The 21,865-nt window shown below is 61.8% G+C and carries 19 protein-coding genes; 8 read left to right on the top strand and 11 right to left on the bottom strand.

Translation table 11 applies throughout. From position 1 onward, the window contains the following. Positions 1–56 precede the first annotated feature (56 nt). The 3 genes from RF819_RS11995 to htpG all read left to right on the top strand — a co-directional run bounded on the left by RF819_RS11995 (position 57) and on the right by htpG (position 5,526). Entirely contained in the window at positions 57–1,010 is a 954-nt protein-coding gene (locus RF819_RS11995; protein WP_078365206.1) for a TAXI family TRAP transporter solute-binding subunit, read from the top strand. A gap of 76 nt (positions 1,011–1,086) precedes the next feature. Next, on the top strand, positions 1,087–3,288 hold the full coding sequence (locus RF819_RS11990; protein ID WP_078365205.1) for a TRAP transporter permease: 2,202 nt from the start codon (positions 1,087–1,089) through the stop codon (positions 3,286–3,288). 255 nt (positions 3,289–3,543) lie between these two features. Further along, entirely contained in the window at positions 3,544–5,526 is a 1,983-nt protein-coding gene (htpG, locus tag RF819_RS11985; protein ID WP_078365204.1) for a molecular chaperone HtpG, read from the top strand. Positions 5,527–5,640: 114 nt separating this feature from the next. On the opposite strand, the gene RF819_RS11980 is transcribed toward htpG, so the two are convergent. From RF819_RS11980 to RF819_RS11970, 3 genes are read right to left on the bottom strand one after another with little or no spacing between them, the layout of a single operon-like run. Beyond that, a complete protein-coding gene (locus RF819_RS11980; protein WP_078365203.1) occupies positions 5,641–6,375 on the bottom strand; it encodes an amino acid ABC transporter ATP-binding protein in 735 nt (244 codons plus the stop codon). 33 nt (positions 6,376–6,408) lie between these two features. Further along, a complete protein-coding gene (locus tag RF819_RS11975; RefSeq protein ID WP_078365202.1) occupies positions 6,409–7,668 on the bottom strand; it encodes a M20/M25/M40 family metallo-hydrolase in 1,260 nt (419 codons plus the stop codon). A 7-nt stretch (positions 7,669–7,675) separates the two neighbouring features. Then, positions 7,676–10,642 (bottom strand): FAD-dependent oxidoreductase, encoded by a 2,967-nt coding sequence (locus tag RF819_RS11970; protein WP_078365201.1) that lies wholly within the window; start codon positions 10,640–10,642, stop codon positions 7,676–7,678. Positions 10,643–10,756: 114 nt separating this feature from the next. On the opposite strand from RF819_RS11970, the gene dapA reads away from it, so the two are divergent. From dapA to RF819_RS11945, 5 genes are read left to right on the top strand one after another with little or no spacing between them, the layout of a single operon-like run. Beyond that, the gene (dapA, locus tag RF819_RS11965) at positions 10,757–11,650 is read left to right on the top strand and encodes a 4-hydroxy-tetrahydrodipicolinate synthase (protein WP_078365200.1); all 894 of its coding nucleotides are present in this window, start codon (positions 10,757–10,759) and stop codon (positions 11,648–11,650) included. 56 nt (positions 11,651–11,706) lie between these two features. Beyond that, positions 11,707–12,531, top strand: a complete 825-nt coding sequence (locus tag RF819_RS11960; RefSeq protein WP_078365199.1) for an ABC transporter substrate-binding protein — start codon at positions 11,707–11,709, stop codon at positions 12,529–12,531. 35 nt (positions 12,532–12,566) lie between these two features. Continuing rightward, positions 12,567–13,292, top strand: coding sequence for an amino acid ABC transporter permease (locus RF819_RS11955; protein ID WP_078365198.1), 726 nt, complete (start codon positions 12,567–12,569; stop codon positions 13,290–13,292). A 27-nt stretch (positions 13,293–13,319) separates the two neighbouring features. Beyond that, positions 13,320–14,774 carry a dihydropyrimidinase gene (hydA, locus tag RF819_RS11950; protein ID WP_078365197.1) on the top strand — a complete coding sequence of 485 codons (1,455 nt, stop codon included), beginning with the start codon at positions 13,320–13,322 and terminating at the stop codon, positions 14,772–14,774. A gap of 50 nt (positions 14,775–14,824) precedes the next feature. Further along, positions 14,825–15,508 carry a GntR family transcriptional regulator gene (locus RF819_RS11945; protein WP_078365196.1) on the top strand — a complete coding sequence of 228 codons (684 nt, stop codon included), beginning with the start codon at positions 14,825–14,827 and terminating at the stop codon, positions 15,506–15,508. 155 nt (positions 15,509–15,663) lie between these two features. Here the strand turns inward: RF819_RS11945 and RF819_RS11940 are convergent, their stop codons facing one another. The 8 genes from RF819_RS11940 to cbiE all read right to left on the bottom strand — a co-directional run bounded on the left by RF819_RS11940 (position 15,664) and on the right by cbiE (position 21,856). Further along, positions 15,664–16,401 carry a Crp/Fnr family transcriptional regulator gene (locus tag RF819_RS11940; protein ID WP_078365195.1) on the bottom strand — a complete coding sequence of 246 codons (738 nt, stop codon included), beginning with the start codon at positions 16,399–16,401 and terminating at the stop codon, positions 15,664–15,666. Positions 16,402–16,474: 73 nt separating this feature from the next. Next, positions 16,475–17,230 (bottom strand): uroporphyrinogen-III C-methyltransferase, encoded by a 756-nt coding sequence (cobA, locus tag RF819_RS11935; RefSeq protein WP_078365194.1) that lies wholly within the window; start codon positions 17,228–17,230, stop codon positions 16,475–16,477. Then, entirely contained in the window at positions 17,223–17,570 is a 348-nt protein-coding gene (locus RF819_RS11930; protein ID WP_078365193.1) for a (2Fe-2S) ferredoxin domain-containing protein, read from the bottom strand. The genes cobA and RF819_RS11930 overlap by 8 nt, the downstream gene beginning before the upstream one ends. Then, a complete protein-coding gene (gene cobJ, locus RF819_RS11925; protein ID WP_242473243.1) occupies positions 17,567–18,580 on the bottom strand; it encodes a precorrin-3B C(17)-methyltransferase in 1,014 nt (337 codons plus the stop codon). The genes RF819_RS11930 and cobJ overlap by 4 nt, the downstream gene beginning before the upstream one ends. Next, on the bottom strand, positions 18,561–18,986 hold the full coding sequence (locus RF819_RS11920) for a cobalamin biosynthesis protein (RefSeq protein WP_200224417.1): 426 nt from the start codon (positions 18,984–18,986) through the stop codon (positions 18,561–18,563). The genes cobJ and RF819_RS11920 overlap by 20 nt, the downstream gene beginning before the upstream one ends. Further along, positions 18,983–19,753 (bottom strand): cobalamin biosynthesis central domain-containing protein, encoded by a 771-nt coding sequence (locus RF819_RS11915; RefSeq protein WP_078365192.1) that lies wholly within the window; start codon positions 19,751–19,753, stop codon positions 18,983–18,985. The genes RF819_RS11920 and RF819_RS11915 overlap by 4 nt, the downstream gene beginning before the upstream one ends. Next, entirely contained in the window at positions 19,750–20,541 is a 792-nt protein-coding gene (gene cobI, locus RF819_RS11910; RefSeq protein WP_078365191.1) for a precorrin-2 C(20)-methyltransferase, read from the bottom strand. The genes RF819_RS11915 and cobI overlap by 4 nt, the downstream gene beginning before the upstream one ends. Continuing rightward, a complete protein-coding gene (cbiE, locus tag RF819_RS11905; RefSeq protein WP_242473245.1) occupies positions 20,534–21,856 on the bottom strand; it encodes a precorrin-6y C5,15-methyltransferase (decarboxylating) subunit CbiE in 1,323 nt (440 codons plus the stop codon). The genes cobI and cbiE overlap by 8 nt, the downstream gene beginning before the upstream one ends. Positions 21,857–21,865 lie beyond the last annotated feature (9 nt).

Here is a 21,865-nt window from a genome sequence, read left to right as displayed (position 1 = left end):
GGGCCAGCGGAATTTTCGGCCTGACGCGGTTTTCTAATCTTTAGGAGCTCACACGCATGAAACTGAAATTCCTTGCCGCCGCCGTCCTGGCTTCTGCCGCCCTGGTTGGCACCGCCAGCGCTCAGCAGTTCTTCCGCATTGGTACCGGCGGCACCGCTGGCACCTATTACCCGGTGGGTGGCATGATTGCCAACGCCGTGTCCCAACCTGGCAAGATCATTGCCACCGCCCAAGCCAGCAACGGCTCACTCGGCAACGTCAACGGCATTGCTGGCGGCGCGATGGAAGCCGGTTTCAGCCAGTCCGATGTGGCCACCTGGGCACAGACCGGCACCGGTATTTTTGAAGGCAAACCCAAGGTCGCGGGCCTGCGCATGATTGCCAACCTGTACCCAGAAAGCATCCATGTGGTGGTCAAGAAGGGCTCTGGCTTCAAGAGCATTGCCGACCTCAAGGGCAAACGTGTGGCGCTGGACGAACCCGGCTCCGGCACCCTGATCAACGCCCGCCTGGTGCTGGCCGCCTATGGCCTCAAAGAGGCCGACATCAAACCCGAATACATCAAGCCCAACCAGGCTGGTGACAAGATGAAAGACGGCGCACTGGATGCCTTCTTCTTCACCGGTGGTGCACCAGCAGGTGCGATTGCCGAGCTGGCTTCGGCAGGCGCCGGCATTGAGCTGCTGCCGATCGACGGCCCACAGGCTGACGGCTTGCGCAAATCGAGCAGCTTCTTTGCGGTGGACTCGATCCCGGCCGAAACTTACAAGGGTGTGGCTGCCATCAAGACCCTGGCTGTGGGCGCACAGCTGGTGACCAGTGACAAGGTCGACACCGAAACCGTCTACCAGATCACCAAAGCACTCTACAGCGATGCCGCCCAAAAAACACTGGCCGCCGGTCATGCGAAAGGCAAATACATCACCCTGCAAAACGCGGTGCAAGGTGTGGGCATTCCCTACCACGCTGGTGCTGAGAAGTTCTACAAAGAAGCCGGTGTGCTGAAGTAAGCGCCCGTCTTGTTGTGATTCCCGACGGGCGGAACACTTCCGCCCGTTGTCGTTTTTAGCCAACCAGAAACTTCCCATGAGTGCCATACCCACCGTCCTGCCCGATGACAAACAGCTTCTGGCGCTGGAGGAAAAGTTCGACCCCGAGATGCGCTTTCGCCCCTCGGTGCCCCCCGCCACCCAGCTCATCAAGTGGCTGCTGATTCTTCTGAGCTGCTTTCACTACTACACCGCCGGTTTTGGCCTGCTGCGCGAAACCACCCACCGCGGGGTGCACTTGGCCTTTGTGCTGGCGCTGATCTTTTTGGTGTTTGCCGGCAGCAAAAGCGCGGGTGAACGCAAGGTGCACAACAGCCTGGGCACACCCGGCGGCATCCCGCTGTACGACTGGCTGCTGGCCATCGGGGTGGCGATTGCCGTGCTCTACATCCCCTACACCTTTGAAGACCTGGCGTTTCGGGTCGGCAACCCGGACAACTACGACGTGGTGTTTGGCACCATTTTGTTTGTGGCACTGCTCGAAGCCACACGGCGCAGCATGGGCTGGCCGCTGCCGCTGATTGCGCTGGGCTTCACCTTCTATTCCTTGTTTGGCCAGCATTTCCCGGGCTTGCTGCAGCATGCGGGCTCGAACTGGAGCCAGTTCATCAACCACCAGTACCTGACCAGCCAAGGCATCTATGGTGTGGCGGTGGGTGTGGTCGCCACCTATGTGTTTCACTTTGTGCTGTTTGGCGTGATGGCCACCCGCATCGGGCTGGGGCAGTTGTTTCTGGACATTGCGTCGAGCATTGCCGGGCGTTATGCCGGTGGCCCGGCCAAGGTCAGTGTGTTTGGTTCGGCCATGTTTGGCATGTTGTCAGGTTCCTCGGTGGCCAATGCGGTCACGGTCGGGTCCTTGACGATTCCGGCAATGATCCGGGTAGGCTACAAGCGCGAATTCGCCGGTGCCGTCGAGGCCGCCGCCTCCACCGGTGGCCAGATCACACCACCGGTGCTCGGTGCTGCCGCGTTTTTGATGATCGAATTTTTGGGCCTGCCCTACCAGACCATCATCACCGCCGCCATCATTCCGGCGTTTATGCACTTTTTTGGTGTGTTCATGCAGGTGCACTTTGAGGCCAAACGCTATGGCCTGCGTGGCTTGACCGAGGAAGAAATGCCCAAACTGCGCCAGAGCCTGAAGATGCGCTGGCCTACCTTGATCCCGCTGTTCCTGCTGATCAGCATTCTGGTGAGCGGGCGCACACCGTACCTGGCAGCGTTTGTGGGCATCACCTCCTGCGCCATTGTGGGCCTGACCACCTCGGTGCAAGGCAACACGGGCAAAAACTGGAGCTTGATGGTGCTCTTGCATCTGGCGCTCACCAGCATTGCCTTCACCCACCTGGACGAGATGGTCAAGCTGGGCATTTTTGCGGTGAGTGTGGCAGTCACCGTGGGCATGATGCGCGGCTTCAAGATCCGCGGCCGCATCGCCCCGGGTGTGCTGGTGGAAGCTTTTGAGACCGGCGCCAAATATGCGCTGGCCGTGGGTGCCGCAGCGGCCACCGTGGGCATCGTCATCGGTGTGGTCACCCTCACCGGTGTGGGCTTCAAGATCAGCTTCATCATCACCGGTGCAGCACAAGCCATTGCCGCAGGCCTGGGCAACATCATCCCGAGTTACCTGATTGCCTTCCAGTCACTCACGCTGTTGGCCGCACTGGTGATGACGGCGGCGGTCTGTATCCTGATGGGCGCGGGCATCCCGACCACCGCCAACTACATCATCATGGTGACGGTGGCCGCACCCACACTGGTGCAGCTGGGTGTGGAGCCGCTGGTGGCGCACTTCTTTGTGTTTTATTACGGTGTGTTGGCCGACATCACGCCACCGGTGGCGTTGGCAGCGTATGCGGCGGCGGGTATGGCGGGCAGCGACCCGTTCAAAACCGGCAACACCGCGTTCCGCCTGGGCATTGCCAAGGCGCTGGTGCCGTTTGTGTTTGTCTTCTCACCCTCGTTGATTCTGGTGGCCAAGGGCTTCACCTGGGCCGACTTTGCGATCACCTTCACCGGCTGTGTGCTGGGCATTACCTTCCTGGCGATGGCGTTTTCCAAATACTGCCTGGTGGAAATGAAACGCTGGGAACAGGCGCTGTGTATTGCCGCCGCGCTGCTGATGGTGGCGCCGAGCCTGACTGCCACCGCGATTGGCGTGGCCATGGTGGTGCCGGTGCTGCTGCGTCAGCTCAAAAGCTGGCGTGTTGTACAGGCCAGCGGACTGGCCACCTAGCCCCAACGCCATAGGCCGCCGCAGCCCGGACCAAGGGCGACTGCGACCTGACGGTGTCTGACGAGCCGTTCGCCCTGAGCCGGTCCCCACTCAAGGACCGACTCGGGACGAACGGCTCTCGTCCTTGTGGGGCCAGAGAAACAACACACCTGGCCTCTTGAATTCCCGGGATTGACCCCCAGATACCGGTTCGCTTGCGTACCAGCCGCCCTCGGCTCGCTGGTTTTTTTAATGCTTTGAGAACATCAACAACCTATGAGCAAACAAACCCTTTCCTTCCAGGCCGAAGTCGCCCAGCTGCTGCACCTGGTGACCCACTCGTTGTACTCCAACAAGGAAATTTTCCTGCGCGAGCTGATCTCCAACGCCTCCGACGCCTGCGACAAGCTGCGTTTTGAGGCCATCAACGACAGCGGCCTGTACGAAAACGCGCCCAATCTGGAAGTGCGTGTGTCGTTTGACAAGGACGCCAAGACACTGACCATCACCGACAACGGCATCGGCATGAGCGCCCAGGAAGCCATCGATCACCTGGGCACCATCGCCAAGAGCGGCACCAAGGACTTTGTCTCCAAACTCTCGGGTGACCAGAAGACCGATTCCCAACTCATCGGCCAGTTTGGCGTGGGCTTTTATTCGGGTTTCATCGTGGCCAACAAGATCACCGTGGAATCACGCCGCGCTGGCATGAAAGAAACAGAAGGCGTGCGCTGGATCAGCGGTGGCGCCGGCAACTTCGAGGTGGAAACCATCACCCGGCCCGAGCGCGGCACCAGCGTGATCCTGCACCTCAACGACGACGCCCTGGAATACGCCAGCGCCTGGAAGCTCAAAGGCATCATCAACAAATACTCCGACCACATCAGCCTGCCCATCCTGATGGAAAAGGAAGAGTGGAAAGACGGCGAGCTGATCAACCCGTCCGACGAAAACGGCGGCCGCCAGCCTGGTGGCATGGTCAAGACCGGCGAATGGGAAACCGTCAACAAGGCCAACGCCATCTGGGCACGCGCCAAAAAAGACATCTCGGCCGACGAGTACAACGAGTTCTACAAACAGATCAGCCACGACCAGGAAGCACCTCTGGCCTACACCCACAACCGCGTGGAAGGCAGCACCGAATACACCCAGTTGCTCTACATCCCGGGCAAGGCGCCGTTTGACCTGTACAACCGCGACAAGTCGGCTGGCGTCAAGCTGTATGTCAAGCGTGTGTTCATCATGGACGACGCCGAGGCACTGTTGCCGACCTACCTGCGTTTTGTCAAAGGTGTGGTCGACTCCTCCGACCTGCCACTGAACGTGAGCCGCGAACTGCTTCAAGAAAGCCGCGACGTCAAGGCCATCCGCGAAGGCTGCACCAAACGGGTGCTCGGCATGCTTGAAGACCTGGCGAAACACGACAAGGCACCGGAAGCCTCTGCTGATGGCGTGACCGACGTGTTGAGCGCCGAAGACAAGGCTGAAGCGGAAAAGAACGCTGGCAAATACACCAAGTTCTACAAAGAATTTGGCGCGGTGCTCAAAGAAGGCCTGGGCGAGGACTACAGCAACAAGGACCGCATCGCTAAATTGCTGCGTTTTGCCAGCACCACGTCTGACACCGCCAGCGTGAGTTTTGCCGACTACAAGGCGCGCATGAAAGAAGGCCAGGAAGCCATCTACTACATCACCGCCGACACCCTGGCCGCCGCCAAAAACAGCCCGCAGCTTGAAGTGTTCAAGAAAAAGGGCATCGAAGTGCTGTTGATGACCGACCGCGTGGACGAGTGGGCGTTGAACTATGTGCACGAGTTTGACGGCACCCCGCTGCAAAGCGTGGCCAAAGGCGCGGTGGATCTGGGCAAACTGCAAGACGAGACCGAGAAAAAGGCCGCTGAAGAAGCTGCCGAAGCCTTCAAACCGCTGCTGGCCAAACTCAAGGAAGCGCTCAAAGACAAGGCCGAAGACGTGCGTGTTACCACCCGCCTGGTCGACAGCCCGGCCTGCCTGGTGGTGCAAGACCACGGCATGAGCACCCAGCTGGCGCGCATGCTCAAACAGGCTGGCCAGACCGCACCTGAAGTCAAACCGGTGCTCGAAGTCAATGCCGAACACGCTCTGGTGAAAAAACTCGACGGTTCGGTGCATTTCAACGACCTGGCCCACATCCTGTTCGACCAGGCCCTGCTGGCCGAAGGTGGCCTGCCCGAAGATCCGGCCGCTTACGTCAAGCGCGTCAATGCCTTGCTGGTGTAAGCTCTAGAAGAAATTGGCCTCCAGCCCTTATTTAAAAAGGGCTGATAGCTACTTCATATGTAGCAAAAAGCCCCGCAGTCTTCGGACTAGCGGGGCTTTTTGTTGGACGCCAGCTCAGTGCTGCAGGATCTTGGACAGGAACTGTTGCGCCCGGTCGCTGCGGGCTTGCGGGTTGCCAAAAAACTCTTCCTTGGCACAGTCTTCCACAATCGTGCCCTGGTCCATGAAGATCACGCGGTGTGCCACCTTGCGGGCAAAACCCATCTCGTGGGTGACACACATCATGGTCATGCCCTCGCGCGCCAGCTGCACCATCACGTCCAGCACCTCGTTGACCATTTCCGGGTCGAGTGCCGAGGTGGGTTCGTCAAACAACATCGCAATCGGGTCCATCGCCAGGGCGCGCGCAATCGCCACCCGCTGCTGTTGGCCGCCTGAGAGTTGTGCCGGGAATTTGTGGGCATGGGCAGCCAGGCCCACACGCTCGAGCAGGCTGGCCGCTTTGGAGCGCGCCTCGCCGTCTTCCCGCTTGAGGATTTTGGTTTGTGGCAGGGTCAGGTTCTCGGTGATCGTCAGGTGCGGGAACAATTCGAAGTGCTGAAACACCATGCCCACGCGGGAGCGCAAGGTGTTGAGGTTGACCTTGGGGTCGGTCACCGACATGCCGTCGACCACGATGTCGCCGCGCTGGATCGGCTCCAGCGCATTGACACATTTGATGAGGGTGGACTTGCCCGAGCCTGAGGGGCCACACACCACCACCACTTCGCCTTTGTGAATCTGGGTGCTGCAGTCGGTCAGCACCTGGAAGTTGCCGTACCACTTGCTCACATTGTTGATATCGATCATGTCGTCACTTTCAGAGTGTGAAGGTTGAAGTGTTCAGGCCGCCAGCAGTTCCAGCAACACATTGGCCACCACCTGGGTGGCCAATTGCAGTTCTCGCAGTGGCACGCGTTCATCCGCCCGGTGGCCGTTGGCGGCCAGCAAGGTGGCGGGGCCTGCGCCATACATCACGGTCGGGATACCGGCCTCGCTATAGAGCCGGGCGTCGGTGTAGAGCGGCACCCCCACCGGCGTCACCGGTGTGCCCAGCACCGCGCTGCCTTCTCGGCAGACCAGCTCGGTCAAAGCCTGGGCGCCCGGCACCGGCTTGAACGGGCGCGCCAGCAAGATTTGTGTGACCTCGGCCGAGATGCCTGGCAGCGCTACCACCGCCTCGGCCACGACACGACGCAACTCGGCTTCTACCTGCTCGGGGACTTCCTCCGGCACGATGCGCCGATCCACCCGCAGGGTCACCGTATCAGGCACCACATTGGTGTTGATGCCACCCTTGATCAGCCCGACCACCAGGGTCGGGTGGCTGATGCCTGGGGTGGCAGACGGATGCTCGGCCAAGCCATCGCTGTAGCGGTACAGGGCCGACAGCAGCGGCACACAGGCCTCGATCGCGTCATGACCGGTGTCGGGCCAGGCTGCGTGGGCGGACTTGCCACGCAGGGTGATTTCCAGGTGCAGGCAGCCGTTGTGGGCCACCACCACCTGGTGCGAAAACGCGGCTGACAACACATAGTCGGGGCGCGACAGGCCTTGCTGGAGCAGCCAACCCGGGCCGGTCAACCCACCGGTTTCCTCGTCGTAGGTGAAGTGCAGTTCGACCTGGCCCTGCAAAGCCACACCTTGTTCCTGAGCCAGGTGCTTCAGCGCAGACAGGGCATAGGCGTAGGTGGTGAAGTCGGACTTGGACACCGCCGCGCCCCGGCCATACAACCAGCCATCACGGACCACACCGCTGTAGGGGCTGTCGGTCCAACCCTCGCCGGGGGGCACCACATCACCGTGGGCGTTCAAGGCGATCACCGGGCCGCCGCTGCCAAAAGTTTCACGCACGATCAGGTTGGTGACACTGTGCATGCCGTGCTGCTGCGCCAGCTCTGTTGGCACCTCATGGCGTTCAACCACAAAACCCATGCTGCTGAGCCACTGGGCGGAGACCAGCGCATGGGGGGTGCAGTCACCGGGTGGGTTGTCGGACGGGCACTGCACCAGGCGCGCCAATGCGTCCACCTGCTGGTCAAAATGTTGTTCAATGAAGCTGCGCATCGCAGCTTTGGCAGAGGTTTTGTCGAGGTTTGTCATACAAGGTTCAGAGGAAACGGGAAAGACTGTAAGGGCGGATGTCAAAGTCGGTGCGCCCCTTCACCAGCAACTCGGTGACCAGCTTGGCCACAATCGGCGCCAGGGTGTAACCGTTGGACGTGACGGCGTTGAAAAAGCCCGGCACACCGGGCACCTCGCCCAGGATCGGCGCGCCGTCGATGTTGACATTCATACCGGCCCAGGTACGCAGCACATGCAGGCCGGACAGCGCGGGCAACACCTGATTGGCCACCCAGAGATTGCCCTCGATGCTGCTGCGTTCAGACTGGTTCAGCCGCATCGCCTCGTTGTAGGCGGCGGTCCAGCCGCCACCAATGATCAGGCCACCGGTGGCCGCTTGTTTCATGCTGAGGTGGCGGTCAGCATGGGCAATCAGGTGGCTGACCATGGGCGGCGCCGGTTCGGTCACGATCATCTGCAAGGGTGCGCCCTTGACCGGAATCTTGACACCCAACATGTTCCCCACCGCGCTGGACCAGGCACCGCTGGCATTGACCACACGACCCGCGTGGATCACCCCGCGCGAGGTGTACACCGTGAAACCGGTCTGGGCACCAACTTTGGGCTCGATCCGCTCGACATTGCAACTGCGTAAAAACCGGGCGCCAAACTCAGTGGCACGGCGTGCCACCGCATAGGTGGCACGCAAGGGGTTGATCTTGCCCTCCATCGGGCACCATTCAGCCCCCAGCAGCTTGGGTGACAGGCTGGGTGACAGGCGACGCAGTTCGCCCCCATCCACCACATGCGCCTCGATGCCATGGCTGCGTTCCAGCGCCACCTTGGCCTGCAGAAAGTCCATGCCTTTGGCGCTGTCAGCCACCATCAGGCCACCGGTGATCTTGACCTCCAGGTCTTCCCCGCAGTCGTCCTGGATCTGCTGCCACAGGCGCACCGACATCGGCCCCAGCGGCAAGGTGGCGGCGGCCGGGCCACCGCCTTGCTGGGCCTTGTCACCAAAGTCAAAAGACAACAGCTGCACATGCAGGCTGCCCGCATTGGCGCCCGAGGCCTGCAGGTTGATGTCGTCTCGCTCGACCACCAGCACGTCTTGCCCGGCCTGGGCCAGGAAGTAGGCCAGATTGGCGCCCAGCACACCGCCACCAATCACCAGCACATCGGCTTTTTGCGGTGCCAGCGCTTCGGTTTCGCTGGGACGTGCCAGGTTTGGCGTGATGGCAGGCCGGTGGCCACCCCATTCGGGTTTTTCAAAGGCCAGTACGCCAGCGGGCAGAGGGCGCACGGGTGCACGTGGTGCAAAGTACTGTTCCGTCGTGGTGTTGGCACCACGGGTTTCATGCAGCAAGCGCGCTGCCACGTTAGCGCAGTATCGCCCCTGGCAGCGGCCCATGCCCAGGCGGGTGTTGCGTTTGATGGCGGCCAGGGTGTCGCGCCCGTTGGCGATCTGGGCGCGCACATCACCGAAGCTGATGTTTTCGCAGCGGCACAGCAGGGTGTCATCCGGCACCTTTGAGAGATCCAGCTCGGGCGCCTGGTAGATGGCCCACAAGGCGCGCTGAAAGTCCAGGGCGCGCTGCAGTTGCTCTCGCATTTGCGCTGGCGCATCGCCGCTGTAGCCCATTTGGCGGGCAGCGGCGTAACCTGCCAGACTACCGCGCGCTGCGGCCACCCGCGAGCCACCCATGTCCGCACCATCGCCCACCACCCAGACACCTGGCAGGCTGCTGCGGCCTTCTTCATCGGTGACCGTGGCCAGGTAGCCCAGGTGACGTGCCACAAACCGGTGCTGACAGCCCAGCATACGGGGCAGCTCTGTGGAGGGAATGAAGCCGTAGCCGACGCACAGGGCGTCTGCCTCAAAATTGCGTTCACTGCCAGGCACCAACTGCCCTTGGCCATCCAACTGAGCGGCGCATACCGTGTCCAGCCCGCGCTCGGTGTGCCCCCGTGCGGCGGTGACCGTGTGACCCCACAACACCGGCACACCAAAGCGGCGCAGTGTCGCCAACGCGCGTGCACCATCAAGCAGCAAGTCAGCCCCCGTTCGACCAGCGAGCAATAGCTCACGCCAGTGCCGCAGGCTAGGGCGTGGTGCACTTTCCAGCACCGCCAGCACCTTGGCGCCGCCACGTACCAACTCCACTGCGAGCTGCAGGTTGAGCGGCCCGTTGCCCGCAATCACCACCCGTTGCCCCGGTGCCACACGGTAAGCCCGGGCCAGGGTTTGCCCGGCGCCAGTGGTCATCACACCCGGCAAGGTCCAGCCGGGAAAAGACACCGGGCGCTCATAGGCACCCGCCGCAATGACCAGCTGTTGGCAGTGGTACACCGTGGCATGCCCATCCACGACCGCCCCTACCTCGGTAGCAGACAGGGCCGCCCACACCTGGGCGCCTTGCTGGATCTCCACCCCGGCGGCCAAGACATCGCGGGTCAGACGTAAGCCGTCTGCAAATTGTTTATCGAGCGCTTGCCCCGCGACCTGGGACGGCGCCAGCGGCTTGTAGAACTGGCCACCGGTATGAGGTCGCTCGTCCAGCACCGTGACCTTGGCACCACTTTTGCGTGCAGCCAGAGCGGCGGACAAACCGGCTGGCCCGGCCCCCACCACCAGCACCTCAATCTGGATCGTGTTGGGCTCTTTCTGAGGTGGTGGTGTGAGGGATCGCGCTGCAGCCTGGCTGGCCAACCCGTCGGGTGCGTTGGGTGCCAAGGCAGCAGTCACCACCTGACCGTCCTGCACCTTGGTCAGGCAGGCGCGTTGACTGCCCAGGCCATCCACGGTCACCAAGCATTCTTGGCAGGCGCCCATGCCGCAGTACAGGCCGCGACGCTGGCCATCACGGGTGTGGCGCAAGCTTCGGATGCCATGGGCGGCCAGAGCGGCGGCGATGGTTTCCCCTTCCAGCGCCTGCAGCGTCTGGCCGTCATAGGAGAAAAACACCGGGCGACCGGTGCTTTGGATCAGGGGGTGAGTAAGACGCGCCGTCATGGTGGCAAGTTGTCGTGAATTACATCGAAGTTTGAACGTATACGTATAATACACGTATACTTTGCGAATACAAATTCTTCAAACCTTCTTTTCATTTCACAGAGCGAGCGACCTATGACCTCTTTTCGTGGCACTTACACCGTCCTGATCACGCCCTTCACTGCGGATGGCCTGCATGTGGATGTCCCGGCTTTGAAGCGTCTGGTGAATTGGCAGATTGAGCAAGGCATCCATGGCCTGATTCCTCTGGGCAGCACCGGCGAGTTCCTGTCGATGACCCCCGATGAACGCCAGCTGGTGATTGAAACCTGCATCCAGACCGCCAACAAGCGGGTGCCAGTGCTCATTGGTACCGGCGCGGAATGGACCGACGACTGTGTGCGCCTCAGCAAGGAAGCCCAATCCATGGGTGCGGACGGGGTGATGATCATCCCGCCCTATTACTCTTGCCCGACCGAGGACGAGTTGTTCACCCACTACCGCAAGGTGGGTGAAGCCATCGACATCCCGATCATGCTCTACAACAACCCGGCCACCGCCAATGTCGACCTGACCCCCAGCATCGTGGCGCGGTTGTCGCAGATCGACAACTGCAGCTACATCAAGGAGTCCACCCTGGAGGTGACCCGGGTGCGCGACATCATCGACCTGTGTGGTGACCGCATGACGGTGTTTGCCGGCATTCTGGGTTACGAGTCATTCTGGCTGGGTGCCCAGGGTTGGGTGGCGGTGTGTTCCAACCTGATTCCTGCCATGTCAGCCCAGCTGTTTGAACTGGTGGCTGACCAAAAGGACATGGACAAAGCCTTGGCCTTGTACAAAAAGATGTTGCCGATCGTGCGCTGGGTTGGTGGTCACCGTTATGTGGCCGCCTCCAAAGATGCGCTAGGCATGATGGGTTTGCCGGTGGGTACACCCCGTCCTCCACGCCTGCCGCTGCCTGCCGCAGATGCGGCCGAGCTGCGCCATGAACTCAACAAGCTCGGTTTGTTGAATTCCATTGCCTGAACCCATTTGTTCCCCCTGCCCTTCCTGTCTTCAACCGCTCCCAAAGGATTTTGACCATGAAATTCGCACTTGCCGCTGTCTCCATCACCACCGCCTTCTTCGCCGCCCATGCACAGGCCGCAGACTGCAAATACCCCGTGCCGGACTCGGCCCTGGTGAAAAAAGGGGTGCTGACCATGTCGGTGAACCCGACCCTGCCACCCATGCAGTTTGTCGACCAGAACGGCGCCCTCAAAGGCATGCGTGTGGAACTCGGTGAAGAGATCGCCAAACGCCTGTGCCTCAAGCCAGAGTATGTGCGTATCGAGTTCTCAGCCATGGTGCCCGGGCTGCAGGCCGGCCGCTGGGACATGATCAACACTGGCATCTTCTACACCGAAGAACGCGCCAAACTGATGCAGATGGTGGTGTACGAAGACCAGGCCATCAGCATCTCCACCGCCAAGGGCAACCCGGGCAAGATCAGCAAGGTGGAAGACCTGTCGGGCAAAACCATTGGTGTGGAGCTCGGTGGGTTTGAAGAGAAAAAGACCCGCGAGCTGGACAAACAGCTCACCGACAAGGGGCTGAAGGGCATGAACATTCGCACCTTTGACAACTTTGCGATGTCGTTCCAGTCGCTGCGCGCCGGTCAGGTGGAAGTGGCCCTGTCGATCGACTCTACCGCGACCGAATACCAGAAACGGGGCGACTTTGAACGTGTGCTCTCCGGCCTGTTCCCGACACCGGTGGCACTGGCCCTCAAGAACAAACCGCTGGCTGACAGCGTGGCCAAGGTGCTCAACGACATGCGGGCCGATGGCAGCTTCCAGAAGCTGTTCAGCAGCTACGGTGTGAAGTCCGCTGATGGCGCCATGGTGGTCAAAGGTCCGGCCAATTAAGCAACGTTGCAAACATTCCCTCTAGGAGACAAGTCATGGGTCAAGGCTGGAGCTGGTCGGGGTTTTTCGACTATCTGTTCAACCCGTTCATCCTGGGGGGGGTGCTCACCACCGTCTGGCTGACGCTGGCGGCCATTGCCGGTGGCCTGGTGCTGGGCTGTGGCCTGGCCCTGGCGCGCCTGTCGAAACGGCGCTGGCTCTACGCCCCGGCACATTTCTACATCTGGCTGTTCCGTGGCACACCGTTGATGGTGCAGCTGATCATCATCTACACCGGCCTGCCCCAGCTGGGCCTGAAATTCTCGGTGATCGAGTCGGCGCTGATCGGGCTGATTCTGAACGAGGCTGCCTACCTGGCCGAGATTGTGCGGGGCGGCATCCAGTCGATCCCGGTGGGCCAGACCAACGCGGCCCGCGCCATGGGTTTCACCAGTGCGCAGACCCTGCGTTTCATCATTTTTCCGCAGGCGATGCGCCTGATCGTGCCAACCCTGGGCAACAGCATCAACGGTCTGCTCAAAACAACGTCAGTGACCTCGGTGATTTCCATGGAGGAACTGCTGCGTCGCACCCAGGTGCTGATCCAGGAGCGTTTCATGGTGCTGGAGCTGTTCCTGGTGGCCGCTTTGTATTACCTGTTGCTCACCTCGGCCTGGGACTTTGTGCAGCGCCGCATCGAGCGCCACTATGGCCGTGCCTACGGCAATGCCTCTGAGAGCGAGCCCCGCATCCGGGCGGCTGAAGTCATCGAACAACGCTGAAACCTCTTTCCGACAGGAGCCCTGCCCATGACAGACTTTGACCTGATCATCAGAAACGCCGACATTGCCACCGCCGCCGACCGCTACAGCGCCGACATCGGCATCCGGGACGGCCGCATTGTGGCCATCGCCCAGACCCTGAGCGCCAGCGCTGCCGAAGTGATCGACGCCTGCGGGCGCCTGGTCACCCCTGGCGGGGTCGATGGCCATGTGCACCTGGACCAACCCACCAGTGATGGCTCGGTGTTTTCCGACGACTTCTTCACCGGCACCCGCTCCGCCGCCTGTGGTGGCACCACCACCGTGATCCCGTTTGCCACACAGCAACGCGGCCACAGCCTGCAGGATGCGGTGGATGACTACCACCAACGTGCCAAGGGCAAGGCGGTGATTGACTACGCCTTCCACCTGATCGTCTCGGACACCTCGCCCAAGCTGATCCAGGACGAGCTGCCGCGCCTGATTGCCGAGGGCTACACCTCGGTCAAGATCTACATGACCTACGACGACATGAAGCTGGGTGACCGCCAGATCATCGAGGTGCTGGCCACCGCGCGCAAACATGGCGCCATGACCATGGTGCATGCTGAAAACAGCGACTGCATCGGCTGGTTGACCGAACAACTGCTGGCCGCGGGCTTGAGCGCGCCGGGTTACCACAGCCAATCGCGCCCGATGGTGGTGGAGCGTGAGGCCACCCACCGCGCCATTGCCCTGTCGGAACTGCTCGACACCCCGATCCTGATCGTGCATGTGTCGGGCAAAGAGGCGATTGAGCAAATCCACTGGGCGCGTGGCCGGGGCCTGCCGATTTTTGCCGAGACCTGCCCGCAATACCTGCTGCTGAGTGCGGAAGACCTGGGGCCCCAGAACGACGACGGCGCCTACGGCATGCGCTGCATCTGCAGCCCGCCACCGCGCGACAAGGGCAACCAGGAAGTGGTCTGGACCGGCCTGGCCAACGGCTTGTTCACCATCGTCTCGTCCGACCATGCACCGTTCAACTACGGTGGTGAACAGGGCAAAAAAATCGCCGGTCCGACCGCCCCGTTCAACCTGGTGCCCAACGGTATCCCCGGTGTGGAAACCCGGCTGCCGCTGCTGATGAGTGAAGGTGTGCTCACCGGTCGCATCGACCTGCAGCGTTTTGTGGCCCTGACCTCGACCAACCCGGCCAAACTCTATGGGCTGTACCCGCAAAAGGGCACGATTGCCGTGGGCAGCGATGCTGACCTGGTGATCTGGGAGATGTATACACCGGGACAGGAGCGGCAGCTGAAGGCTGAGATGTTGCACAGCGCCTGCGACTACACACCTTACGAAGGTCGGAGCCTGCGCTGCTGGCCAGCCCACACCCTGTCACGCGGGCGCACCGTCTGGCACGACGGGGTATTCACCGCACAGGCCGGGGAAGGCCAGTTTTTACCCTGTTTGCGCCCACGCGAACCGGTGGCTGGCAGCCCTTTGGCGAAATGGCTGTGACGCGATAATCTGGACACGTCTGCCACAGGCAAAAAAGGGTCAACATAACTATGTCGAGCGATCTGGAATCTGTCACCACCTTGCCACCGCTGGGCTCCCTGGAGGTGCGCTCATCCAGCCTGTCGGACCAGGCGTATCACCGCATGCGCGAGCTGATCCTGGACCGCAAGATCTCTTCCGGCAGCACCTTGCTCGAAGGCAAACTTGCTGAAGAGTTGGGCATCTCGCGCACACCGATGCGCGAGGCGCTGGGGCGACTGGCGGGTGAAGGCCTGCTGGTGCGGCGCGACGCCCGCTCGTACTCGGTACGCAGTGTCGGCACCAAGGAGTACTTTGATGCCATGCGCACCCGCGAACTGCTGGAGTGTGAAGCCATCGCCCTGGCCATGGGCAAGATAGACGAGGCTGACCTGGACCGGCTGGATGCCGAGGTGGATGCACTCAACCTGGGCGAACACACCGAGACCGAGCACTGGCATTTTGACGACCGTTTCCACATGTTCATCGCCCATGCCAGCGGCAACATCGTGATGCCCCTGCTGATCCAGCAACTGCGAGATGACGCCCGGCTGTTTCGTCTGCACAGCCCCCTGCACCGCCAGAAGGAAAACCACCATGAACACCGCGAGATCATCCGGGCGCTGCGCAACAAGGATGTCGAAGGCGCCCGGGGTGCGGTGCGGGCCCACCTGCGCAGCCTGCAAAACGATGTACAACGCGCGGTGATGGGCTAGGCCGCAGCTACGCCATCAGCTGATGCATGCCGTGTGCCGCCTTCACGGGCACATGCAAGGCCACCGTTTTAAGCACAAAAATCGACTGAAGCCCTTTCATACAAATGGCCAGTAGCTATCTAACAGATAGCAAACAAGACGACCAGTATGGCCGATCAATGCCTGGTCTTGGGTGGTGGCAGCAGCCGCTCACACTCTTCTTTGACAGCGGCGTAACACTCGCAGGCCCGCGCCTCCAGTTGGCCGCGATCGAGCATGCTGATGCTGCCACGCGCCTTGGTGATCAAGCCTTCCTTGTGCAGCTTGCCTGCGGTCTGAGTGACGCTTTCGCGGCGCACGCCCAGCAGGTGCGAAATCTGCTCTTGGGTGATCATCATTTTGTCGCTGTGTAAGCGGTCAAAACTCATCAGCAACCAGCGGCTGAACTGCTGCTCCACCGAATGGTGCCGGTTACACACCGCCATCTGCGAGGTCTGGCAAATCAGCGCCTGGGTGTACAACAGTGCAAGGTGTTGCAGCTGACCACCTTGCTCAAACTCTTGTTTCATGAGCTTGCGGCTGAGGCGGTAGGCTTGGCCGGCGCTTTGCACCTCGGTGCTGCTGGGCAGACTGTCGCCGCCCATATAGATCGAAATACCCACCAGACCTTCGTTACCCACCAGCGCAATTTCGCTGGAGGAGCCGTCTTCAAGCGCATAAATCAAGGACACGATGCCCGAGACCGGAAAGTGCAGGTATCGCACATGGTCACCCGACTCCGACATGGTCCAGCCCAGGGGCATGGCCACCAGCTCCAGGTCAGGCAGGATGCGCTCGTATTCAGCTTTGGGCAAGGCCGCCAGGATCTGGTTTTGTCGGGGATCGGGCGCGGCGATTTGGATGGGTTTGGTCATGCACTTGGGTCTCAAACGAGAAGGACCTAATGTACTCCCCATGCCTGAAACCGGCCGACAGACCCATCCGGCCTCACACCTGGTTGTAGTGCGGGCTCAGTTGTACCGTCTCACCAATGATCACCAGCCCCGGCTGAGGGCCATAAGAGGGTGCCAGCGTCACCAGCCGACTCAGCCCGGTGGCCCAGACACGCTGGCTGGTCCGGGTGCCGTCGCGCACCACGGCAGCCGGGGTGTCAGGTGCCAGGCCATGCGAGATCAGTTGCTGGGCAATGTGCGGCAGGCGCTGTACACCCATATAGAACACCCGGGTCTGGCCCGGGCGTGCCAGAGCCGACCAGTCATACCCGCTGCTTTCATCGGCCAGATGGCCGGGCAGAAACACACAGCTACCAGCCAAGTCGCGGTGGGTCAGCGGGATGCCTGCGGCCATCGAACAACCGCTGGCTGCCGTCACACCCGGCACCACCTCAAAGCCGATGCCGGCGGCTTGCAGCGCCTGCACCTCTTCACCGCCGCGCCCAAACACGAAGGGGTCACCACCTTTGAGCCGCACCACCTGTCGCCCGGCCTGGGCATGTTGCACCAGCAAGGCATTGATCTGGTCTTGTGGCACCGAATGGTTGCCCAGGGCCTTGCCCACGTAGAGGCGCTCAGCGCTGGCCGGAATCTGGTCGAGGACCTCTTGTGTGATCAGCCGGTCATGCACCACCACCTCGGCGCGCTGCAGGCGGTTGAGCGCACGCAAGGTCATCAGGTCGGCCGGGCCGGGACCGGCACCCACGATGTAGACAAAACCCTGTCCTGGGATCGCGGTCTGCTCACTCATGGCAGTCTCCCGGGCCTTGGTGAAACACCAGATCAGCCACCGGCTGACCCGCCACCAAATGCTGCTCGATGATGCGATCCATGTTGTCGGGTGTCACGTTGTAGTACCAGGTGCCGTCCGGCTGCACACACATCACCGGCCCGCCCTTGCAGGCGGCAAAACAGCTGACCCGGCTGCGTTTGACCCGCAACGCACCGTCGTTCAGCCCGGCGGCCTTGAACTTGTCACCCAGGCTGTCAAACAGGGCCTGCGCCGCGCCGTCCTGGGCACAACGTGGGCCGGTGCAAATCAGCAGATGGCGTTTGTACTCGCCAATTTTGGGTTTGATCACCTCAGTCATGCCTCGGCCTCGTCAGCACCAGGCGTCTCTTCTTCTTCGAGCGGGGTTCTGAGCACCAGCTCCAGATAGTCTGCGGGCAGATGGTGAAGCTGTGCCAGTTGCGTCAGACTGATGCCTTCAGCAAAGTCAGCGTGTAAATTGGCCATCCACCCAAGCAGGCCAGTAGACAGGGAGCGACCCCGCTTTTCGCCCTCACGTGCGCTGCCGTCGCCTTGCATGTCGTATTTGTTGGCGTAACCCCGTGGGGTGACCATCAGGCCGTCGCGCACAAAGGTGTTGCTGTTGCCGATCAGCACGGTGCTGAGCATGCCGATGTCGCAGTCACTCATCTTGTCCAGGGTGGTGAACACAATCGCCTGGCGGCGACGGTAGGCCGACTTGACCACCGCCACCGGTGTCTGGGGCGAGCGATGCCGCAAAAACAGGTACTGCGCCTGTTCGATCTGCTGGGTGCGCCGCCCACTCTTGGGGTTGTACAGCGCCACCACAAAGTCAGCCGCAGCAGCGGCCTCCAGCCGACGGGCAATGACCGGCCAGGGTGTCAGCAGATCCGACAGAGAGATCGAGCAGAAGTCATGCGTCAACGGCGCCCCCACCAGCGAGGCACAGGCATTGATGGCCGAGGTGCCCGGCACAATTTCCACCGGCACACCGCTGTCCGGTGTCCAACCCGCCTGGAACAGCACCTCATAGGTCGGGCCGGCCATGCCGTAGACCCCGGCGTCGCCGCTGGAGATCAGCGCCACCTTTTTGCCCGCCTGGGCGCTCTCCAGCGCATGCACCGCGCGGTCCAGCTCCTCGGTCATGCCTTTGCGGATGACCTCTTTGCCCTCGAGCAAATCGGCCACCAGCTTGATGTAGGTGACATACCCGATCACCACATCGGCCTCGGCAATGGCTTCGACCGCGCGATGGGTCATCTGGGCGAAGCTGCCCGGGCCAATGCCCACCAGCATGATCTTGCCTTGCGGGGGGGAGGTCACAGAAGCTTCAGAAACAATCTCGGTCATGCGTCATCCTTGCAATGGAAATGGTGGCGTTTTTTCCGTCAACGCCTTGGTGTTTGAATTTTTCGACCAGCAACTGATCGGCTTGTGCCCCCGCCGCCAGCAACGCAGCGGCCTCGGACACCGAAGGGGTGCCCATGTATCGCAAGACGGTCTCGGACGGATTGGGCACCTGCACCACCGCCAGTTCGGCCGCGCTGAAAAAACACAGCGGCCAGCCGCCTGCCTTGGCCAGTTCGAGGAAAGCGAGCTCATCGGACTTGGCTTCGATACTGGCCAACACCCGCACCTGGGCACGGCTCAGACCAGCCTGCGCCAGCGCGTCATACAGCGCCTGCAGCACCGTGGCCAGGGGGGTGCCCCGGTCACAGCCCAGACCAATCGCGACGCCCGATGTCGCCACACTCATGCGCCCTGCCCCTGCGGCGGCCGGTAGACCACCAACCGCTCATGCAGTTGCTCCCAGCGCGCGGGGGTGACTTCGGCGTGGGTGATCCACAACACCGCCTTGAACTGGTCCAGATCCACATCTTCCAAGCGGGAAAATCGCTGGATGTTGGCTGGCAAGGGTGTCGGACGGGTCCACCAGTGGGGGCTGCCCGCCTCTTGCACCAGCGCCACCGGCTCCTGGTTGACCACGGCGGCAGACACGCGGGTGATGTTGATCTTGGGCGACTCCACCCGCCAGCCCAGTTCGCGCCCCAAAATATCGACGGGAATGGTCTTGCCCACGTCCGACGCGGTGGTCAGCACTGCGGTCCCCCCCAGCAACGCGGCAACTTGTTCGGCCATGGCATTGGCGCCACCGATATGGCCAGAGAGCACCGGAATGACAAACTGCCCGGCATCGTCCACCACAATCACACCGGGGTCTTCGTCCTTGTTTTTGAGGTAGGGCGCAATCAAGCGCACCACCGCACCGAGCGAGACAAAAAACACCAGTTGGTCAAAGTTGGCAAAGAGCTGCGCTACTTCATCCCGAAACGGGCCGCTGTAGGTCTGCACCGGGTTGCTGATACCGGCCAGCAGCGGGGCAAACTTGTCGGCGACACACACATGGGCGACGGGCAACTGCTGCGCCAGCAGCGCGGCTTGTTGTGCGCCGTGTTTGGTGATGGCGATCAGCACCACACGCGGCACCGGCTCGGTCACAAGGGGAGAGATCTGTTCACTCATTCAACGGCTTCCTCTGCCAGCTCGGCGCTGGTCTTTTTGCGACAACCACGCACCATCGGGCCTTTTTCTCGGCCCGGATTTTTCACCAGCAGCAAAGACAGGTAGTTGACCTGGGTGCCCTTGAGGCTGGCCACATCCCGCACCACCCGCTCCAGCGGGGACCCCGCTTTTTCCACCAGGCAGCTGTGGGCCAGCAAGCCACGTCGCTCCAGCAAGTCGATCAGCTCGTCCAGCAGCGGCTTCACCTTCATCAGCACCAGGGTGTCGAAATCGTCGAGCATTTTTTCCACCGCATGGATGCCATAGGCAGCGGGCACGATGGCAATGGTGTCGTCCTGCTCGGAGAGCGGCACCTGCACCGTGGCACACACCGCGTTGAACGAGCTCACGCCCGCCACAACTTGCACCTGCGCGGCGGGGTCCAGCTCACGCAGCACCCGCGCCAGGTAGCTGAAGCTGGCGTAAGTGGAGGCGTCCCCTTCCACCAGAAACAACACATCCTGGCCGGTGGCCAGCAAGTCACGCACGGTTTCTGCTGCCTTGAGCCAATGGCGCGCCAGTTTCTCTGCATCGTGCGTCATCGGGAACAGCAGCGGCAGATGCTGCGTGGGCAAGGGCAAACCGGCGCGCTGGGCGATGTCAAGCGCATAACTGTCCGAGCGCGTGCTGCGCACCGGGTAGGTCCAGATGGCATCAGGGCGCTCCAACAAGGCCCAGGCCCGGCGTGTGATCAGGCCGGGGTCGCCGGGGCCCAGGGAAACACCAAAAAGAGTACCGTTTTTAGACATGAGTTGCTACAAATTCAGAAGTGATCGAGGCAGATCCTGCCTGGGCACAGACGACCCAGACCGGGTTTTCTGCGGCCATGCGGTGCATGTGCAGAATCGGCTGGCTGCGCGAGGCCTGCAACTGCAGCACATCCCAGTTGGCTGCGAGTTGTTTCACCGCCTCAACCGCCGTGGCCATGTTTTCCAGCGTCACAAAGTTCATGACCAGCCAGCCGCCTGGACGCAGGCGTTGTAACACCAGGCCAATCAGTGCGGCCAGCTCGCCGCCCGAACCACCGATAAACACCGCATCGGGGTCGGCCCAGTCGGCCAGGCCGTCGGGCGCCTTGCCGTGGACCAGGCTGTGGTTGCTGATGCCCAAAGCGCGGCGGTTCTGCAGCACATTGGCGCAATCGTCGGCATTTTTTTCAATCGCGTAGACATGGCCCTGCGTGCACAAGCGGGCCGCCTCCAGCCCGACCGAGCCCGAGCCCGCACCAATGTCCCAGACCACGCTGTTCTGACGCAGTTGCAGGCGCGCCAAGGACACAGCCCGCACCTCGTTTTTGGTGATCAGGCCTTTTTCCGGGTGACGCTGGGCAAAACTGGCGTCCGGCAGGCCAAACAACACCGGCGACGCACGCAGCGTGTTGCGCCACAGCAGCACCACATTGAGTTCGGCAAAGCTCATCTGCGTGGCGGCTTCGATGCTGAAGCTGCTCACCACACGCTCCTGCGGCTGACACAGGCGCTCGGCCACCGCCATCTCCCAATCCTTGTCCAGACCTTCGGTGACCAGCAAACGGGCGATGCGATCAGGTGAGTTGGCCGGGCTGGTCAACACCGCCAGGCGGTCGTGTTGGCGCAGTTCACGCAGCAAACCATACAGCCCATGGCTGGGTGGTGATCCGGCCACCCACTCCCCGGCATCGCGACTGTGCACCGAGACAAAACGCATGTCCTGCCAGGGCAGACACAGTCGGGCGCAGGCCAGTTGCAGGGTCGAGACATTGGGAAGCACCTCGATCACCTCGACACACAGGCGCGAGGCCAGGTAAGCGGCAATGCCATGGCACAAGGGGTCGCCAGTGGCCAACACCACCACGCGCAGGCCTTCATCGAGCGCAGCGCGAATCCATTCCGGTACCTGCGACATCACACCGGTCAGGTCACGCTGCTCGGCCTGCGGCGCGATGTGCTCGGCCAGCAGTTCCAGCGTACGTGTGCCTCCAATCACCAACTGCGCCTGTGCCAGATGGGTCAGCGCAGCCTGGCTCAGGCTGGTCGCGCCATCGTCCAGCACGCCCAACACACGGCACTTGTCCAAATTTTTCATGGCGTCCTT

Source organism: Rhodoferax fermentans (assembly GCF_002017865.1).
In the GTDB taxonomy this organism is placed as follows: domain Bacteria; phylum Pseudomonadota; class Gammaproteobacteria; order Burkholderiales; family Burkholderiaceae_C; genus Rhodoferax; species Rhodoferax fermentans.
Note: the sequence above shows the minus strand (reverse complement) of the source record. Positions and strands in the feature narration are given on the sequence as shown.

Bases quoted from the DNA above. Each gene is read 5' to 3' on its own strand.
- cobA (WP_078365194.1), bottom strand. From the start codon at position 17,230: ATGAGTGAGCAGACCGCGATCCCAGGACAGGGTTTTGTCTACATCGTG.
- RF819_RS11975 (WP_078365202.1), bottom strand. From the start codon at position 7,668: ATGACAAACCTCGACAAAACCTCTGCCAAAGCTGCGATGCGCAGCTTC.
- dapA (WP_078365200.1), top strand. From the start codon at position 10,757: ATGACCTCTTTTCGTGGCACTTACACCGTCCTGATCACGCCCTTCACT.
- cobI (WP_078365191.1), bottom strand. From the start codon at position 20,541: ATGTCTAAAAACGGTACTCTTTTTGGTGTTTCCCTGGGCCCCGGCGAC.
- RF819_RS11960 (WP_078365199.1), top strand. From the start codon at position 11,707: ATGAAATTCGCACTTGCCGCTGTCTCCATCACCACCGCCTTCTTCGCC.
- RF819_RS11940 (WP_078365195.1), bottom strand. From the start codon at position 16,401: ATGACCAAACCCATCCAAATCGCCGCGCCCGATCCCCGACAAAACCAG.
- htpG (WP_078365204.1), top strand. From the start codon at position 3,544: ATGAGCAAACAAACCCTTTCCTTCCAGGCCGAAGTCGCCCAGCTGCTG.
- RF819_RS11920 (WP_200224417.1), bottom strand. From the start codon at position 18,986: ATGAGTGTGGCGACATCGGGCGTCGCGATTGGTCTGGGCTGTGACCGG.
- RF819_RS11995 (WP_078365206.1), top strand. From the start codon at position 57: ATGAAACTGAAATTCCTTGCCGCCGCCGTCCTGGCTTCTGCCGCCCTG.
- RF819_RS11930 (WP_078365193.1), bottom strand. From the start codon at position 17,570: ATGACTGAGGTGATCAAACCCAAAATTGGCGAGTACAAACGCCATCTG.
- RF819_RS11955 (WP_078365198.1), top strand. From the start codon at position 12,567: ATGGGTCAAGGCTGGAGCTGGTCGGGGTTTTTCGACTATCTGTTCAAC.
- cobJ (WP_242473243.1), bottom strand. From the start codon at position 18,580: ATGACCGAGATTGTTTCTGAAGCTTCTGTGACCTCCCCCCCGCAAGGC.
- RF819_RS11980 (WP_078365203.1), bottom strand. From the start codon at position 6,375: ATGATCGATATCAACAATGTGAGCAAGTGGTACGGCAACTTCCAGGTG.
- RF819_RS11945 (WP_078365196.1), top strand. From the start codon at position 14,825: ATGTCGAGCGATCTGGAATCTGTCACCACCTTGCCACCGCTGGGCTCC.
- RF819_RS11915 (WP_078365192.1), bottom strand. From the start codon at position 19,753: ATGAGTGAACAGATCTCTCCCCTTGTGACCGAGCCGGTGCCGCGTGTG.
- cbiE (WP_242473245.1), bottom strand. From the start codon at position 21,856: ATGAAAAATTTGGACAAGTGCCGTGTGTTGGGCGTGCTGGACGATGGC.
- RF819_RS11990 (WP_078365205.1), top strand. From the start codon at position 1,087: ATGAGTGCCATACCCACCGTCCTGCCCGATGACAAACAGCTTCTGGCG.
- hydA (WP_078365197.1), top strand. From the start codon at position 13,320: ATGACAGACTTTGACCTGATCATCAGAAACGCCGACATTGCCACCGCC.
- RF819_RS11970 (WP_078365201.1), bottom strand. From the start codon at position 10,642: ATGACGGCGCGTCTTACTCACCCCCTGATCCAAAGCACCGGTCGCCCG.